Genomic DNA, 15,840 nt, shown 5'->3' with positions numbered 1-15,840 from the left:
GATATGAGGGATGAGCTTGCTGCTAATCCCATATTAACCGTCTAATTTTACATTATATTCTGCCGCAACATCCAATAAGTCATCCGCATGCTCTTCTTCGATTGCTAAAATATCTTCCAGAAGCTTGCGGGTGGTTGGATCGGCATAACCAATGTAATTAATCATCGCACGATAGATATCAATAGCAATGCGCTCCGCGATGAGGTTTTCTTCAACCATGCAATCAATCGTATCACAATCCACAAAATCTGCGTGAGCGCGCTCACCTAGACCTTCTGGGGAAAAATTAGGCTCACCTCCTAATTGCATAATTCGTTGCGCCAACTGATCCGCATGATCCGTCTCCTCAATGGCGTGTTCTAAAAATTCAGCCGCCGCCACACTAGCCCCTAAGGCAGCCGCTCTATAATGATGCTGTTTATAGCGCAAGGTGCAGATTAACTCTGTGGCTAGCGCGCCGTTTAAAAGCTCAATAACGTTATCTAGATCAAGACTATAATTTTCTGTGATTGGACCTCGCATTAAATGCTTGCGCGCATCGTCCCGGATTTTTTTGATATTGGCGAGAAATTCAGTATCTTTCATAATCTACATCCTTGTTATAAATCATATTCTATATTTTAGAAGCAAATTACGAAAATTTCCGCTTTCTGAACATTTTGAGCGCTGTACATGACAAAAAATGGTTGCCTGCCTGGGCAGGCATGGCTGGTTTTTTGTTCTATACCAAGCATTTTGCGTCTTCTTATTGGAGTAAAATGCGTTTAAGCAGCTTTTCATCATTAAAACTTAGAGCATGGGCTTCATCGATATGATGACGATCTTGTGGAAGATGGCTAAAATATGACGGCAGCTCAAGCGAAACATCAGGCACACTGCCATCGCCTTGGCCTTGAATTACTTGCTGATTTTGCTCTAACAGAATTTGATAAGGCGTGTTGTGTGTGCGGTTACTCAAATTGATGATTTTCAAGGCGCCGGCGGTAGGGCCGGACTCTTCTAATCGTTGATAAAAGCGTGCTACTCGCATTAACTGTCGCTGCAAAAAGGCCGCTTTTTCTGGGCTTTGTTCCGCCATTAAATAACCTAAGTTAAATTGTTTCCAGGTCTCGATATCCAATAAAGAATAATTTGGTGTCGCTGCAGGATAACGGGGAAGCAAATAATAAATACTGGCAAAGGAAGCCATAGCTTTGCTGGACAACAACGTTTTATTCAAACCAAACGACGAACCCTGGATTAAATCAAGCAACGCCTTTAGTGTTCCTTGAAACGGCACCGCTACAAAATAAACATGACGCAAGACAGGCTCATCAAACATCTGCAACACATAGCTCGTAATTAAGCCTCCCATACTGTGGCACACGATATCGATGGTTCCACGTTTTTCTTTTTTTAAGCGCTCAATTAGGCTTTTAAGACGAGGCACCACCATCATCAAATCTTGTCGCCAATCATAATGAAAAGGAATAAGCTCTGTGTCTTCGGGAGAGCAGCGTTTAAACGCTTGAAAAAACTTCGCATAAATATTTATTTTGTATAGGCCTGGGATTATAGAAATATCTTCTATTACCCCCGATGACTTAAACCGCCTTGAATTGACACTATCTATTTCTGGCACATGATTCCTGAGCGACGTCTTATGATCCAATTGAGCCGCAATAAACGTTGGCCATACTAATTGACCTTCTTGATCCACCAAGCTGGAACCTTTAAACCCTGGTATGAATAATAATGTGTTTTGTTTTTTCATAGTACAACCATTTACAAATTCTCCCCTTCGGCTTAAACTTGAATTGTGCTCAAAAATCAAAAGGCGCGTCATTCCGGAGAATTTTATGTTCGCATTAATCGATTGCAATAATTTTTATGCATCTTGCGAGCGATTGTTTCGGCCGGATTTACGCCATAAGCCCATTATTGTACTCTCAAATAACGACGGCTGTGTTATTGCTCGATCCAATGAAGCCAAGGCGCTTGGAATTGGTATGGGTGAGCCCTATTTTAAAGTTAAGCCTCTATGCCGATCCCATGGCGTTGCCGTTTTTTCTTCTAACTATACCTTTTATGGAGATATGTCACACCGAGTTATGTCTATTATTGAAGACCAATGGAGCCATGTTGAAATGTATTCAATTGATGAAGCATTTCTGGATTTATCCACCCTGCATGAATCAAACCATACTCGTTTTTGCCAAGCGTTACAAAAACAGATTTTAAAAGAAACTGGCATCCCAACATCGATCGGAATTGGTAAAACCAAAACCCTGGCTAAAATAGCCAATCATATCGCAAAAAAACAATTAAAAATCCCAGTTGTTAATATTACCTCATTTCCTGAGTGGCTCGATAAAATCGATATTGGTGAAGTCTGGGGAATTGGCCGGCGCTGGTCTGTTAAATTATTGGCTATGAATATCCGCACCGCAGGCGATCTCGCTCGTTTAGATTTACAACTGATTCGCAAGCGATTTAATGTGGTTTTGCAACGAACGGCTTATGAATTAAGAGGCATGCCTTGTCTTGAGTTAGAAGCGATTGCGCCAAAGCAATCCATCATTTCCTCGAAGTCTTTTGGAAGCTTGCAAACTGAATACCAAGCGTTAGCTGAGGCCGTAAGCAGTCATGTAGCGCGTGCGTGGGAAAAAATGCGGCAACAGCAATTAGTTGCTCAGTATTTATCTGTGTTTGTACTATCCAATAAATTCCGTGCTGATCTGCCCCAGTATTCCAATGCATTAGGGTTTAAACTGATTAACCCAACTGATGATCTGCGTTCGTTAACCCATGCAGCCAAGGTGTGCCTTAAGCAGTTATTTAAAGAAAACATCCATTATAAAAAAGTCGGCGTCACACTGACTGATTTAATCGCCAAAACGCCCAAACAGACCGATTTATTTCATGCGGTAGAAGACTCAGACGCCGAGCATTGCGAGCGGTTGATGCACACCATTGGGTGGATTAACGCGCGCTTTGGCCGTAATACCTTGAAATTAGCCGCCGAAGGGCATGCCAAACCCTGGTCTATGCAGCGCGCCATGAAATCCCCTAGCTACACCACACAATGGAGTGACTTGCCCACGGTGTTGATCAAATCTACAAAAAACGAGCGCACGGGCACGTAAAGTTCAGTGATTTTTCGCCCCGTACGGAGCAAGATACTAGTAATGTCTATTAAACATGGTAGAATGGAGGCTCATTTTTTTAGGAATCGTTACAATGTCAGAAAAAATTCAAGGTACAGTAAAGTGGTTTAACGAAAGCAAAGGGTTCGGTTTTATCGAAAGCAATGGCAAAGATTATTTTGTGCACTTTAGCGCAATTCAATCTGATGGCTTTAAAACCCTTGCTGAAGGTGCCTCTGTTAAATTCAAAGCTAGCCAAGGCCAAAAAGGTCCACAGGCTGAAGAAGTTGAATTAGTTTAAGTAATTTAACTCTGCTAAAAGCACTGATTTGAAAGCCATTATCCTGCTTGCAGGCTAATGGCTTTTTTTATCGCTAATTCGACACTTAGCGCAAAATTCATGTTGCCATTTGGTGAAGCGTTTGAGAAAGTATAAACTCGTGATCGTTCAAAATGCGACAGGGCGAAAAAGAAAAAGTATAAATCACGCATTTTGAACGATCACGGGTATATTAGTTCGAATCATTTCATAAGCTCTATACTTAGGGAGAAGCGATGCGCTTATTTTTAGCCATTTTTTTACCGTTTTTAAGCTTTTTTTTCATTGGTCGGCCCGTGGCTGGGATTATTTGTTTGATTTTACAGCTGACTCTGATTGGCTGGATTCCAGCTGCGTTATGGGCAGTATATAGCCTGTCGCAATACAATACCGAGAAGAAGATTAGAGAAGCTAGAAAGTCTAAAGAATAATATTCAAAGGACATGATAATGGGGTTACTTCAAAAAGGCGAGTGGGTGGAACAATGGTATGACACCGAGTCCCGCGGGGGTGAGTTTAAGCGAGAAAAGACGCAAATTCATAATTGGATAACCCGAGATGGCAGTAAAGGGCCAACAGGCAGCCAAGGGTTTCAGGCTGAACCTGGGCGCTATCATCTTTACGTATCACTCGCTTGTCCCTGGGCGCATCGCACCCTAATTTTCCGTAAGTTAAAACAACTAGAAGACCACATTTCCCTTTCCATTGTTAGCCCAGACATGTTAAAGCATGGTTGGACCTTTAATGAAGACGAAGGAAGTAGTGGCGATGCCATCAATCAATATGATTATCTGTATCAAGTGTATACTGCTCATGATTCCAATTACAGTGGTCGAGTAACCGTTCCTGTTCTTTGGGATAAAAAAACCTCACAGATTGTCAATAATGAGTCGTCTGAGATTATTCGGATGTTTAATCAGGCATTCAATGCCATTACAGGCAACCAGGATGACTATTATCCATTAGCGTTGCAAAATCAAATTGATAACATAAATACGCTGATTTATGAAAACATTAACAACGGAGTCTATCGTTGTGGCTTTGCGACCACGCAAAATGCGTATGAAAAAGCCTATCACCGCTTATTTGAAGCCTTGGAGCAGGTTGAATCCATTCTTGCAAAACAGCGCTATTTAACTGGAAACCGCATCACGGAAGCCGATTGGCGGCTGTTTACCACCTTAATTCGTTTTGATGCGGTGTATTATGGTCATTTCAAATGCAATAAACAACGACTAGAAAATTACCCGAATCTCTCCGGTTATGTCAGAGAGCTTTACCAATGGCCAGGGGTTTCTGAGACGGTTAATTTCCAGCATATAAAACGCCATTACTATTTCAGCCATGACATGATCAACCCCACGCAAATCGTTCCTGTTGGCCCCTCAATTGACTACACCAGCCCTCACAAACGTGGACTCCTCGGGTAATATCAATGGCTCGTTTTAAATCCTCAAAGTAAATGAGTTTAATAGCCTTCATTAAGTGCTCACTTCAATTAGTGAGCACTTAAAATCCATTTACTCAGGTTCCAGCGGCACTACCAGCCACATTACAAGATAAATCAATAATGCACTACCGCCCAATAACAAAAATAATAAGAATGCCAGTCTGACCCAAGTGGGATCCGTATTCATATAGTGCGCGAGTCCTCCACAGACCCCGGCAATCATTCGTTCATCGCGTGAACGATACAATCGTTTGTAAGGTTTTTCTTTTTTCACCATTGCTTCTCCAAAAGAAATTGCATTGTTCAGTCAAATTTTTTAGTATTCCTAGCGCTTAATCAAGAAAGGTCCAACTCACATGAAGTATATATTAAGTTTTCTCTTTTTATTGCTCTGCAATGCCAATTTACAAGCCTTAACCCCCCCAGTAAATCATGTAGGAGTTGTCATTCCCAATCAGAACACTTTAAAAGCAGAAGAAAATAAAAACACAATCAAAGCATTATTCAAGTGGATGAATAATGCCGCTGAACATCCCGCGATGATTTCACCAGAAGTATTAAACCAATATTTCAGTAAATCCATTCAGTACTCTGTGAATGGCAAACTATTGGTTAAAAATAATAAAGAACTCGCTAAACGCCTTCAAAGTCTAGTTAAAAAAGTCAATCACATCGCAGCTGATGTGCCATTGAATCATTTGGTCAGCAGCGACCACATGGCGGCTTTTAATTATCGAGTTTCTATCACCGACAAAAAACATCATCGTTACTATGATGATGTTACCGTACTTGCAAAACTAAAACACGGTAAAATTACGCAGTGGCAAGCGTTTATTGTGCATGAAAATTAGGCCTATACCCGTGATCGTTCAAAATGCGAGTTTTTAGGCGCCTTTATTGTTAGTCCTGTCGCATTTTAAAAAGCGAGTAATGGCTCATTCTCTTGTGAGTGTTTTTAAAATGCGGCAGGGCGAAATAGAAAACGCATAAATCACGCATGTTGAACGATCACGGGTATATACCCGTAATCGTTCAACATGCGTGTTTTTAGGCGCCTTTATTTTTTGTCCTGCCGCATTTTAAAAAGCGAGTAATGGCTCATTCCCTTGCGAGTTTTTTAAAATGCGGCAGGGCGAAAAAGAAAAAGCATAAATCACGCATTTTGAAAGATTACGGGTATATTTCTAAGCCTTAACAACTCAACTTCAGTTGAGCACTGATTAAAAAAATTTTATTTAAAATAATACAATAAAATCATTAGGCTTGCTTGCTAAACGATTTTTTACATCTTGTGAGCTTCATTTTCATTGCCTAATCTTATAGATGACAAATGGAAAACAAGCGTAGCTTTTTATCATAGGAGAGAACAATGACAACTAATGGACTAGTAAAAGCAAACGAAGTCGTAGGGGTTGATGTACGTAATCACCAAGACGAAGAGTTGGGCAAAGTAGAAGCACTGATGTTGGATAAAATTACCGGTCAAGTCCAATATGTAGTGTTATCTTATGGTGGCTTTTTAGGCATGGGGGATAAATTTTTTGCCATGCCCTGGAGCATCTTTTCTTATGATGATGACGAAGATTGCTTTAGAATCGATGTGGATAAAGAAAAACTAAAAAACTCACCAGGATTCGATAAAGATCATTGGCCAGATATGTCAAATAAAGCCTGGGGTGATAATATCCATAATTATTATGGTACGACAACAACCCACAGCGTATAATATTTTTTTTGCCAAAGATTTATTTTCTTTGGCATTTTTAAACTCTTCAAGGATAAACGATGTCAAGCAAGGAATGGCCTGCAGAAGACTATGCTATTGGTTCTTACATTCAAGCAACCGTTGCTGAACAATACTTGCCGCGATTAAAGATTGAGCCTCACGATGCCGTATTAGATGTGGGATGTGGCGATGGCTCTTTTAGCGTTAAAATCCTTGAGCAATACCCAATGGCTTCGTTTATTGGGCTGGACGCATCCGAAAACATGCTTTCTCTAGCACGGAACAATGCAAAACAGTTTCCACAAGCGCAATTTATCAAAGGTGACATCACCGAAATGACCTTTAGCAATCGGTTTGATTACGTTGTGTCTTTCTGGTGTTTGCAATGGACGCATAACATCTTTTTAGCGTTCGAAACCATCTATAAGGCATTAAAGCCGGGTGGCGAATTGCTTACCATCTTTCCTACGGGGGATGATGCGTTTATAACCACGTTTTTAGAAGTTAAAAAATCTCGGCAATTTCCTGAATTAGACGCGTTTGTATCGCCAGTCAATTACGCACAGCTCGATGACTTGGAAGAAAAGTTAGAACCGATCCCATTTAAAACCTTAAACGTTGAACGTCACCTTCAATCCTTGACCTTACCAAACTTAGATACGTTTCGAAAGTTTGTTCGTGGGATATCCTTTTACCAGGGCCAAATTGCAGCCGATAAAGTTCCTGATATTCAAGAGGCCATGGTTCGTGTCTTTGCTGAAGAGAGCGAAAAAAAATATCAAGGTGAGCTTAGATTTGAATTCAATAATTATTATGTGACTGGCAAAAAGTAACTGAATTACAAACTTTTGCGCTGCCCTCGAACCTCTTGGTTGCTAACTTCAATGGCGGTTGCAATAAAAGTATTGTAGGTGATTTGAAGAAAAGTGACATAGTAATATAAGTCAACCTAAGATTTCAAAAATCCAGCTGCGCCACTATATAAATTGATGCCAGTGAGCAAGAGACGAGCTTTGCTCGTCTCTTGCTCAAATATCTGCCACAACGTAGGGATTGCCTTATAAGAAAAATGGTTGGATTTTTTAAAGATCTCCATTCCACTTTATGCCGAGGAAAGGCCCGTGTACACTGAAGTCTTCTCTAATGGCGTCTGGCTCAGATTCAAGACTTTCCCTGAGAGCTTGTGCCAAGTTAAATGGCTGTATGGCATTAATATAATTAATCCATAAATAGCCGGCATTCAAAATCAAATTTCCATGGGACGTAGGGTAGCAGTACTCAAGGCCAAGTTTTCCTTCTAACTCAGAGATAACGGACGTTTGCTGATATCGTATTGATGCAGTATTCATGGATACTGTATTATTTTCAGTCACAGTCCCAGTAAGGGTAAATGCAGATTTGCTGGTGCCTGCTAAAAGGGCGGCAGCACCGTTAGCGAAGATGGTAAATCCTTTTCCGAGTTGATAAGACATATCGGCGCCTAGGCGAGGCCCAAAGCCATTGAAGGTTGCACTGTGTGCTATAGTAGAATTTCTTATTTCTATATTATTATCATCATCGCGGCTCACGTCGGTGTAATCTGGGATCGTTTGACTATTTTTAATCTGAGTGTATTGCGCACCGCCGTGGAAACGAATTTTATTTCGTTCAGTAAAGCTAACTTGATGGCCAAATTCTAAATTAACCGCATCCCAGCGGGGCTCATTAGAAAATGTATAAAGTGTCGTCTCGTCTCCTTTAATAAAGGAACTACGGTCCGTGGTTTTTTTATTTCTTAAATGATACCAGTTCAAGTTTAAATCGTTGTCTTTTATGAAGTGGTATGACGCTTCCAGTCGAAAACCCCACTGCCATGATGGGTTATTGGGAAGTAAAGTGGATTGAATCGTTTGGGAAGTTTGGGTTTCAATATCCGTTGTGTTTTGCCCCCCAAAAGAACCATTAAAAGAAGGGTTTAAATAGAGCGCCTGGATGCCAATGTCCCAATAGGCAGTTGATGCGGTAGTGATGTCAGCAGAGGCCATGCTTCCCGCAAATGCAGTACTGCTGCTCAGAACTAGAATAGCCAGCGCTGTTTTTTTAACTTGAATCATTGTCTTATCCTTAAAAACGAATCTATATTTTGCTTAATAAACCGCTTATTTATACCACGTAGAATTAAGAATGGCGAACGCCATAAAATGGATGCTTTTATAAACCCATCAGCTCTTGTAGGCACTTATACCCATGATCCTTCAAAATGCGTGATGTATGCTGTTTCTTTTTCGCTCCGCCGCATTTTAAAAAACCCGCATTTTGAACGATCACGGGTATCTACCGTCAGATTCCTCAGGGATTATGGGTTTGAATAAAGGCCACAATATCGGTTGGGTGGGTGCTGCCAATCGGTTATGGTCATGTTTACTTCATTTGGCAATCATTTAGACTCATGAGCATCGTAGGCCTTGGACTATTTTCATCTCGATAGTTTTTTGAACGTCGATTTTTAAGCGTTTATTTTATGATAGACGCAATTTTTCAGTAAAAAAATCAACAAATACACGAATTTTGGGTAACTCATAATCATAAGCTCGATAAAAAAGGTAAATATCAAAATTGCGGAATTCATAATCTGCTAAAATCTGAATTAAACTGCCATTTTCCAACCATGGTTTTACTAAGCTGTCACCAGTTAGAAACAGACCAACTCCTGCAAGGCAAGCCTGATTCAATGCATTAAAATTATTCATATATAAAATTGGTTTGCCGCAATGAATTTGTCTTCCATCCGCCAGAGGTAAAAAATGCGCTGGTTTTCGCAGGCTGTGAGAAATGAATTTAAAATGCGGTAATTCCTCAGCGCTTTGCGGCATACCGTATTGGGCAACAAAAGCTCGTGAAGCGCAGAGAATATTTTTTACGCTAAATAATCTCCTATATTTTAATGATTCTGTCGCTGGGGGGATGGGTGGAAATCCCACCATGATGTCAATTTCCTTTCGTGAAAGATCGTCGTCGTGTTCAGAAAACTCAATAGTTAAGTCAATCTCTGGGTATGAGCAGATAAATGCATTTAAATGGTTTAAAAAATGATCCTTGGCAGTAATCGTTGATACCAAAACATTTAATTCGCCTTGTGGGATTTCTTTTTTAGACTCAATAAAGCGATTCATGGAGTTGATTTGCTCTTCAATCCGGATACAGCGCTCATAAAATAGTATGCCAAACTCTGTCAAACTTACTCGTCTTGTCGTTCGCAGCAGCAATTGTTCGCCAATGGTTTCTTCTAAGTTTTTTATTTGCTTACTGACTGCGGTAGGGGTCATGTGCAAGGCATCGGCTGCGCGTGTAAAACTAGCAAATTCAGCGGTTTTCAAAAAGCAAATAATTTGTCCGTGATTATACATGGTGGATGATAGCCTCAAACTATTAACTAAAAGTTAATAATAAATAAATTATTATTCGATTCACATAATTCTATTTAATAATATAATAGATGCTATAGGTTCAATAGTAAACTAATTGGAGAACATGATGACGGTTAAAACAATTAATTATCGCTTCCATCACATTGGCATACCGACCACGGTTAAACGTGAAGGTGAGCGATATAGTTCAACATTTAAAATGTATACAAGCGGTGGTGAAGACAGTCCATACCGTATTCAATATCATCGGTTTGAAGAAGACTCACCATTGCATCCATTGCTTAAAACAATGAGTCATGTTGCATTCCAGGTGGATGATTTGGAAGCTGCAATAGAAGGCAAAGAAATCGTTCTTGGGCCGTATGAGCCTTTCAGTGGTTTTAAAGTCGCAGCCATCATTGATTCAGGTGCACCAATCGAATTAATTGAAACGACACTTAGCGAAGAAGAAATATGGTGTAAGAGTCACAATAATTCTGTTATTTATCCAGATGAGAAGAGCTAATCGGACAGCAGTTTGCTGTCCGGCTTTCTTATGATTATTATGAGTAGAAGATGCTTCCGAAATGCTTAGCTGACCGGTTGGAGATATTTGCTGAAAATCCAGTATATACCCGTAATCTTTCAAAATGCGTGATTTATGCTTTTTGAAAGATTACGGGTATATATAGAAATTTTAAATTTATGCTGCCAAAATATGTCAGCATTTATCACAAAGTTAAAGGTCCATATTTTGTCCAGAACGCAACGTCTTTTTGATCTCATCCAAATACTTCGGTGTCATCGTTATCCTGTCAGTGGGAAGCAATTAGCTGATGAACTTGGTGTGAGTCTACGCACTCTTTATCGAGACATAGTAACACTTCAGTCCCAAGGCGCTTCAATAGAGGGTGAACCTGGTCTTGGTTATATTTTACGCCCTGGGTTTATGTTGCCTCCATTGATGTTTACCGAAGAAGAAATAGAAGCATTAGTTCTTGGCTCCCGGTGGGTGGCTCGCAGAACTGATAAGAATTTAAGACTTGCAGCAACCAATGTTTTGGCAAAAATATCATCGGTTCTCCCAGAAGATCTTCGGCATAAACTTGAGTACTCAGGGTTACTCATTGGCCCTGTTAAAACCGCAATAGAAAACGACGATGAAAAAGAAGCTTTGATTCGTGACGCTATTCGAAGAGAATATAAACTTCAAATGAAATATATCGATGCGAAGGGTGACGAATCTCAACGTATCATCTGGCCGCTAGCACTTGGATATTTTGAAGAGGTGCATGTTATTGTATCTTGGTGTGAGCTTAAGACAGATTTTCGTCATTTTCGAACCGACAGAATCGTTAAATTAATTCAGTGTGAAAAACGCTATCCCCAAAGTCGCCAAACGTTACTAAAAAAATGGCGTGAAATTCACGATATTCCTGAGCAGTAAATTAACACGCACACTGCTGACATAAACTGTCAGTCCATACTCGTAAACTACGTTCGATACTATCAATGAAACTTAATCATAGGAGAAATCATGATAATCGAACCAAATGTTATTGTACTTTACGTTGATAATCTCGCTGAAAGCAGCCAATTTTATCAGGATTTACTGGGAATAAAACCAGACGAAGCCTCACCTACATTTCATTCATTTAAATTCTCAAATGGAATGAGCTTAGGCTTAAAAACTAAACATGCTGTTGAACCAAAATTTGATAAAGAGGGGAGTGGTGAATTGGCGTTTACACTCGAAAATAGCAACGCTGTTGATGCCTTATTTGCAAAATGGCAAGAAAAAGAAATAAGCATACTCGCTTCTCCAAGTGTCGCGCCTTATGGATATACGTTTCTTGCACAAGATCCAGATGGCAATCGATTGCGCGTCGCCTCATTAGGAACATCATAATGTCCAATTAGATCACCACTGCTTGTAAAGCAGTATGTTCAAAAAGTTCGAACGTCTAGCTTTATGTGCGTTTGCCGTGCATAAGAAACTTCATTACAACGTTTGAATCAAAGTGAAACATCGATTAAAAGGAGTCATTTAATGTCATTTGCACAACCAATAGTAAAGTACGTTGACAGTTTTACAGTAACAGGCCTTTCAGTTCGAACTCAAAACAGTATTGAGTTCGATGAAACAATGGCGAAATTGCCTAAATTGTGGCAGAAATTTAATTCAAGCAATCCTACAATAGATAAAACAGTTTTTGGGGTTTATTCAGATTATGAAACGGATGTAAATGGTTTTTACACGGTGACTGCCGGTATTGCCTCTGCAAATGAGGTAAAAGAGTTGAGCTCTGTAAAAATCACTTCAGGTAACTATCTGATTTTTCGAGGTGAGGGGGAAATGCCTAAAGCAATCATTGATACATGGAAGACAGTCTGGAATTATTTTACAGCGGATAGTCCATATAAACGCTCTTTTATGACAGACTTCGAGGCTTATAGCAATGGCGATGAAGTAGCTATTTATATAGGTATTAAATAAATACATTACCCTTATTTAAAGTCCAACCTGATAAATATTAATCTTTCAAAATGCATAATTTGCTTTTTCTTTTTTGCACCGCCGCATTTTGAAAGATCATAAATATTTGGTTATCATAAAAAAACTGATCGGATAAAGGATCCAAATTTTTTTTAATATAGGACAGTTTTATGAAACGGATTTTTACGCCTCTTCTGCCCGCCTTTATAGCGCTTTCTGCCATGCCATCACATGCCTATCAATTGCCGCAAGGGCAGTTGAATCTTTCATTAGGTGGGGCTTATGTAAATCAAGGCCAAGAACAGCTGATTAACATTCGGAGCTCCTTTGGCAACATCCATACCGTCAATCAACGAAATAACACGGTTTTTTTAGCAGGGGCCGGTTATTTTTTTGATGCATGTTCATGGCAGCCCATTGATGTCGCGATTGGAGCCAGCGTTTATTATTTAAGCCCTGCAACCGTTAATGGCCTCATTTATCTTGAGCGCACCTTTCCAAACCTAGATTATCAATACAAAACCACCAACGTACCGCTCTATGCCAATGCCAAAGTGGCCTGGAAAGGACAAGACGACCAAGTCTCCTTCGTGGTTGATGCGGGGGTTGGTCCTAATTTCATCAAAACCTATGGTTATCAAGAAACCTCTTTAGACGGGGGCGTTACTATTCCCAATCAGGCATTTCAGGGGGATACTCAGATTAAATTCAGTGCAATGGCAGGCATTGGCCTTCGATTAAATCAAGTAGGGAACAATAAATCGCTTGAAGTGGGATATAAATATTTTTATTTAAATGAAGGAAAATTAAATCCAAGGCCTCAAGTTTTAAATCATCTTAAAACCGGAAATACCGACGCACACGCGCTAACACTGACATTGATTGCCTAAAAAGGATATAAAGACATGAAAAAAATTACTGGTTTCACGCTGTCACTCATCACCTTCGTAAGCTTTGCAGCCAATATGGGATCGCTTTTTGATGTTACCGCCACTAACCACTATATATCCATGCAAGCCAAGACTGATTTTTCCCATTCCGCCGCCAGTATTGAAATTTTATCGATAGAACATGATTTACTAAACCCCGAACAACATTGCAGGACATTCTCCAGTAAGAATTGTATTTTTCCAGTCAGTCGACTACAGCCGAAAATATTACCAATTATTGCTAGGTTTGAAGCAGAAACATTATCAGCCAAAATTTGTTCCAATGGTGAGGCGCAGCTTAATTGTCAGATTCTTACGCTTCGACTTCCAGAGTAAATAATATGACTCGGTGCAAGATTTCAGTTAATGAACATTTTGATGAATGTGTCATTGTTGGGGATGATTTTAATAATTCTCTTGGTTTGACTTTTAATTCCAGTAAATCCAGAGTTAACGTAACTAACACATTTTCCACTTGCACGTAGCGATGACCTATGGGGTGGTTTGGGTTATCGGCGATAAGACAGGCACTTGTGTCTATGGTACCACTAATGATATCAGCATTATCTGGACGCCTTAAGGTGCACCTATTGTGCTGGCAATTTATTACACACAAAAGCAAGAAAAAGCTATTTCAAAAGATAAAGTGATAGCATCAGTGGCACAAATAGTATCGGAGGTTTTTCTTCAACAGAGAACTATCAAATTTAGCAATTATGGTCAAACAAGCACCTCATAGATAAGTTAACCTTGTTGTGAGTAAATGAAGTGGTGCAAGTAAGATAAGCATGAATTATGAACATCAATTACAAAAGGTTATCGATTATATCGGTAAACACCTTGATGAAAAGCTGACATTAGATCAGTTAAGTGATGTTGCATGCGTTTCAAAATATCATTTCCACCGAATATTTACTGCATTTACAGGTTTATCGCCACAGCAATATATTCGATGGTTACGCTTAAAACGGGCCGCACATCAGCTCATTGTCTATAAGGATAAATCAATTATTGAAATTGCAATCGATGCGGGGTTTGAATCTCATGAAGCTTTTACGAGAGCATTCAAACAAAACTGTACCGTCAGCCCAAGTGAATTTAGAAAACAGATGAGTTGGCAAGCCTGGGAAAAACCGCCGTACTGTTTGCGAGAACAAGGTGAGATGAAAATGAATGTTGTTATTAAAGATATGAAGGAAAGACGTCTAGCTGTACTGGAGCATCGCGGTGATCCAAGAAAAGTAGGAGACAGCGTGAATAAACTAATCAATTGGGCGAAAGCAAACCCGATGGATTTAAAACCTAAACCAGGAGAAGCATTTGGATTTGGTTATGATGATCCCCAAACCACACCAACGGAAGAGTTTCGTTTCGATCTAGCTATTACTGTTCCTGAGCAGGCAAAATTGAGTGGCGAGATTTTGGAGAGGCGATTACCTGCTGGTCGTTATGCGGTTGCTGTCCATAAAGGAGCCCGTGATAACATGAGCGAAACTGTCTATGGATTGTATCGAGATTGGTTGCCAAAATCAGGGGAAGATCTCGGCTCTCTGCCCTGTATTTTCTGTTATTACAATTTTGACCATGAAGTTGCGGAAACAGAGTTAGTGACTGAATGCTGGCTATTGCTTAAGTAGAGCAAATTACCTAGTCAAAAAATTTAGTATAGTGCTCATCAATTAATGAGCACTATTTTTTCGCTCAATACAACCGCCAGTTATCCAGTGTATTTTGAATAAGCAAGGTAACATCCGTACTCAAATTGGGTCTTTCATTTTTAGGGTTCCAATATAACAGGCTTAGCAAGCAGATAGTGTCCATTAATTTTGCTGATTTTTTCCAACTATCTGGTAGGGGATTGCCCTCTGAAATGATGCCTTTAACAAAATTTGTTTCATAAACTTCTGGTAGCTTATGGCTGTAACGAAGAAACATACCGATATCCATCAGATAAGTCCCGGAAAAAGCAAACTCCCAATCCAATATGGCTACCACTTGGTAGCGTGCATCAATTTTCTTTACTAACATGTTTGCTGGATCATAATCGGCGTGGGTGAGGTTAGCCTCGGATTTACTAGGAAGAAAATGTTGGTTTTCATCAAGGAAGGCACGTAAATGGGTTGTTCTTTGATCACCTAAGCTTTCACGCACATGTTTGTTATCTAGGCAAGAATATGCATACGGCAGGTATTCCTCATCATGATTAAATGGACGAATGGTTAAGTTGCCATCTTGAAAAAAACCGCCATCTGATAGTTTTATAGTGAATTAAAATTTAAACGATCCCCTGAAAAGCATGATCAATCGCCTGAACTAAAGAATCAAAATTAGCAATTTCATTCTTAATTTTCTTTTTTAAATTTGCCCAACATTTCTCAATTGGATTTAGATCTGGTGAATAAGGTGGA

General features: G+C 39.8%; 21 protein-coding genes and 1 pseudogene. 15 read left to right on the top strand and 7 right to left on the bottom strand.

What is annotated here, in order from left to right:
* Positions 1–33: 33 nt before the first annotated feature.
* Both E1O47_RS10120 and E1O47_RS10115 read right to left on the bottom strand, forming a co-directional pair.
* A complete protein-coding gene (locus tag E1O47_RS10120) occupies positions 34–585 on the bottom strand; it encodes a ferritin-like domain-containing protein (protein WP_133131140.1) in 552 nt (183 codons plus the stop codon).
* Between the two features lie 160 nt (positions 586–745).
* Positions 746–1,753, bottom strand: a complete 1,008-nt coding sequence (locus E1O47_RS10115; protein ID WP_165475097.1) for a lipase/acyltransferase domain-containing protein — start codon at positions 1,751–1,753, stop codon at positions 746–748.
* Positions 1,754–1,838: 85 nt separating this feature from the next.
* Here E1O47_RS10115 and E1O47_RS10110 point away from each other — a divergent pair, with 85 nt between their 5' ends.
* The 4 genes from E1O47_RS10110 (at position 1,839) to E1O47_RS10095 (ending at position 4,874) form a co-directional block, all read left to right on the top strand.
* Positions 1,839–3,125 (top strand): Y-family DNA polymerase, encoded by a 1,287-nt coding sequence (locus E1O47_RS10110; RefSeq protein ID WP_133131138.1) that lies wholly within the window; start codon positions 1,839–1,841, stop codon positions 3,123–3,125.
* A gap of 94 nt (positions 3,126–3,219) precedes the next feature.
* Positions 3,220–3,426 (top strand): cold-shock protein, encoded by a 207-nt coding sequence (locus E1O47_RS10105; RefSeq protein ID WP_133131137.1) that lies wholly within the window; start codon positions 3,220–3,222, stop codon positions 3,424–3,426.
* Between the two features lie 254 nt (positions 3,427–3,680).
* Entirely contained in the window at positions 3,681–3,875 is a 195-nt protein-coding gene (locus E1O47_RS10100) for a YqaE/Pmp3 family membrane protein (protein ID WP_133131136.1), read from the top strand.
* Positions 3,876–3,893: 18 nt separating this feature from the next.
* The gene (locus tag E1O47_RS10095) at positions 3,894–4,874 is read left to right on the top strand and encodes a glutathione S-transferase family protein (RefSeq protein ID WP_133131135.1); all 981 of its coding nucleotides are present in this window, start codon (positions 3,894–3,896) and stop codon (positions 4,872–4,874) included.
* 90 nt (positions 4,875–4,964) lie between these two features.
* On the opposite strand, the gene E1O47_RS10090 is transcribed toward E1O47_RS10095, so the two are convergent.
* The gene (locus E1O47_RS10090) at positions 4,965–5,171 is read right to left on the bottom strand and encodes a PspC domain-containing protein (RefSeq protein WP_133131134.1); all 207 of its coding nucleotides are present in this window, start codon (positions 5,169–5,171) and stop codon (positions 4,965–4,967) included.
* A gap of 79 nt (positions 5,172–5,250) precedes the next feature.
* On the opposite strand from E1O47_RS10090, the gene E1O47_RS10085 reads away from it, so the two are divergent.
* The 3 genes from E1O47_RS10085 (at position 5,251) to E1O47_RS10075 (ending at position 7,453) form a co-directional block, all read left to right on the top strand.
* Entirely contained in the window at positions 5,251–5,745 is a 495-nt protein-coding gene (locus E1O47_RS10085; protein WP_133131133.1) for a hypothetical protein, read from the top strand.
* A 518-nt stretch (positions 5,746–6,263) separates the two neighbouring features.
* A complete protein-coding gene (locus E1O47_RS10080; RefSeq protein WP_133131132.1) occupies positions 6,264–6,620 on the top strand; it encodes a PRC-barrel domain-containing protein in 357 nt (118 codons plus the stop codon).
* Positions 6,621–6,679: 59 nt separating this feature from the next.
* Positions 6,680–7,453: a class I SAM-dependent methyltransferase gene (locus tag E1O47_RS10075; protein ID WP_133131131.1), complete on the top strand. Its 774-nt coding sequence runs from the start codon at positions 6,680–6,682 to the stop codon at positions 7,451–7,453.
* 249 nt (positions 7,454–7,702) lie between these two features.
* Here the strand turns inward: E1O47_RS10075 and E1O47_RS10070 are convergent, their stop codons facing one another.
* Both E1O47_RS10070 and E1O47_RS10065 read right to left on the bottom strand, forming a co-directional pair.
* Positions 7,703–8,713, bottom strand: a complete 1,011-nt coding sequence (locus E1O47_RS10070) for an Lpg1974 family pore-forming outer membrane protein (RefSeq protein ID WP_133131130.1) — start codon at positions 8,711–8,713, stop codon at positions 7,703–7,705.
* A gap of 405 nt (positions 8,714–9,118) precedes the next feature.
* Entirely contained in the window at positions 9,119–10,006 is an 888-nt protein-coding gene (locus E1O47_RS10065) for a LysR family transcriptional regulator (RefSeq protein ID WP_133131129.1), read from the bottom strand.
* Between the two features lie 127 nt (positions 10,007–10,133).
* Here E1O47_RS10065 and E1O47_RS10060 point away from each other — a divergent pair, with 127 nt between their 5' ends.
* The 8 genes and pseudogenes from E1O47_RS10060 (at position 10,134) to E1O47_RS10030 (ending at position 15,069) form a co-directional block, all read left to right on the top strand.
* A complete protein-coding gene (locus E1O47_RS10060) occupies positions 10,134–10,532 on the top strand; it encodes a VOC family protein (RefSeq protein ID WP_133131128.1) in 399 nt (132 codons plus the stop codon).
* Positions 10,533–10,760: 228 nt separating this feature from the next.
* Positions 10,761–11,453: a helix-turn-helix transcriptional regulator gene (locus tag E1O47_RS10055; RefSeq protein WP_133131127.1), complete on the top strand. Its 693-nt coding sequence runs from the start codon at positions 10,761–10,763 to the stop codon at positions 11,451–11,453.
* Positions 11,454–11,543: 90 nt separating this feature from the next.
* On the top strand, positions 11,544–11,915 hold the full coding sequence (locus E1O47_RS10050; protein WP_133131126.1) for a VOC family protein: 372 nt from the start codon (positions 11,544–11,546) through the stop codon (positions 11,913–11,915).
* A gap of 141 nt (positions 11,916–12,056) precedes the next feature.
* Positions 12,057–12,503 carry a GyrI-like domain-containing protein gene (locus E1O47_RS10045; RefSeq protein ID WP_133131125.1) on the top strand — a complete coding sequence of 149 codons (447 nt, stop codon included), beginning with the start codon at positions 12,057–12,059 and terminating at the stop codon, positions 12,501–12,503.
* Between the two features lie 170 nt (positions 12,504–12,673).
* Complete coding sequence (locus E1O47_RS10040; protein ID WP_133131124.1) at positions 12,674–13,393, top strand: hypothetical protein; 720 nt, start codon at positions 12,674–12,676, stop codon at positions 13,391–13,393.
* A 15-nt stretch (positions 13,394–13,408) separates the two neighbouring features.
* Positions 13,409–13,768, top strand: coding sequence for a hypothetical protein (locus E1O47_RS10035; RefSeq protein WP_133131123.1), 360 nt, complete (start codon positions 13,409–13,411; stop codon positions 13,766–13,768).
* A gap of 169 nt (positions 13,769–13,937) precedes the next feature.
* Positions 13,938–14,009 (top strand): annotated as a pseudogene (locus E1O47_RS12545) (serine hydrolase); the annotation flags it as partial.
* 211 nt (positions 14,010–14,220) lie between these two features.
* On the top strand, positions 14,221–15,069 hold the full coding sequence (locus tag E1O47_RS10030) for an AraC family transcriptional regulator (RefSeq protein ID WP_133131122.1): 849 nt from the start codon (positions 14,221–14,223) through the stop codon (positions 15,067–15,069).
* A gap of 64 nt (positions 15,070–15,133) precedes the next feature.
* Here E1O47_RS10030 and E1O47_RS10025 read toward each other — a convergent pair whose 3' ends face one another.
* Positions 15,134–15,649, bottom strand: coding sequence for a phosphotransferase family protein (locus E1O47_RS10025; RefSeq protein WP_341272536.1), 516 nt, complete (start codon positions 15,647–15,649; stop codon positions 15,134–15,136).
* 58 nt (positions 15,650–15,707) lie between these two features.
* Positions 15,708–15,840, bottom strand: a 133-nt coding sequence (locus E1O47_RS10020; protein WP_207384319.1) for a transposase, incomplete at its 5' end; no start/stop codon positions are given.

It is taken from the genome of Legionella yabuuchiae (assembly GCF_900640115.1).
Classification (GTDB): Bacteria; Pseudomonadota; Gammaproteobacteria; order Legionellales; family Legionellaceae; genus Legionella_A; species Legionella_A yabuuchiae.
Note: the sequence above shows the minus strand (reverse complement) of the source record. Positions and strands in the feature narration are given on the sequence as shown.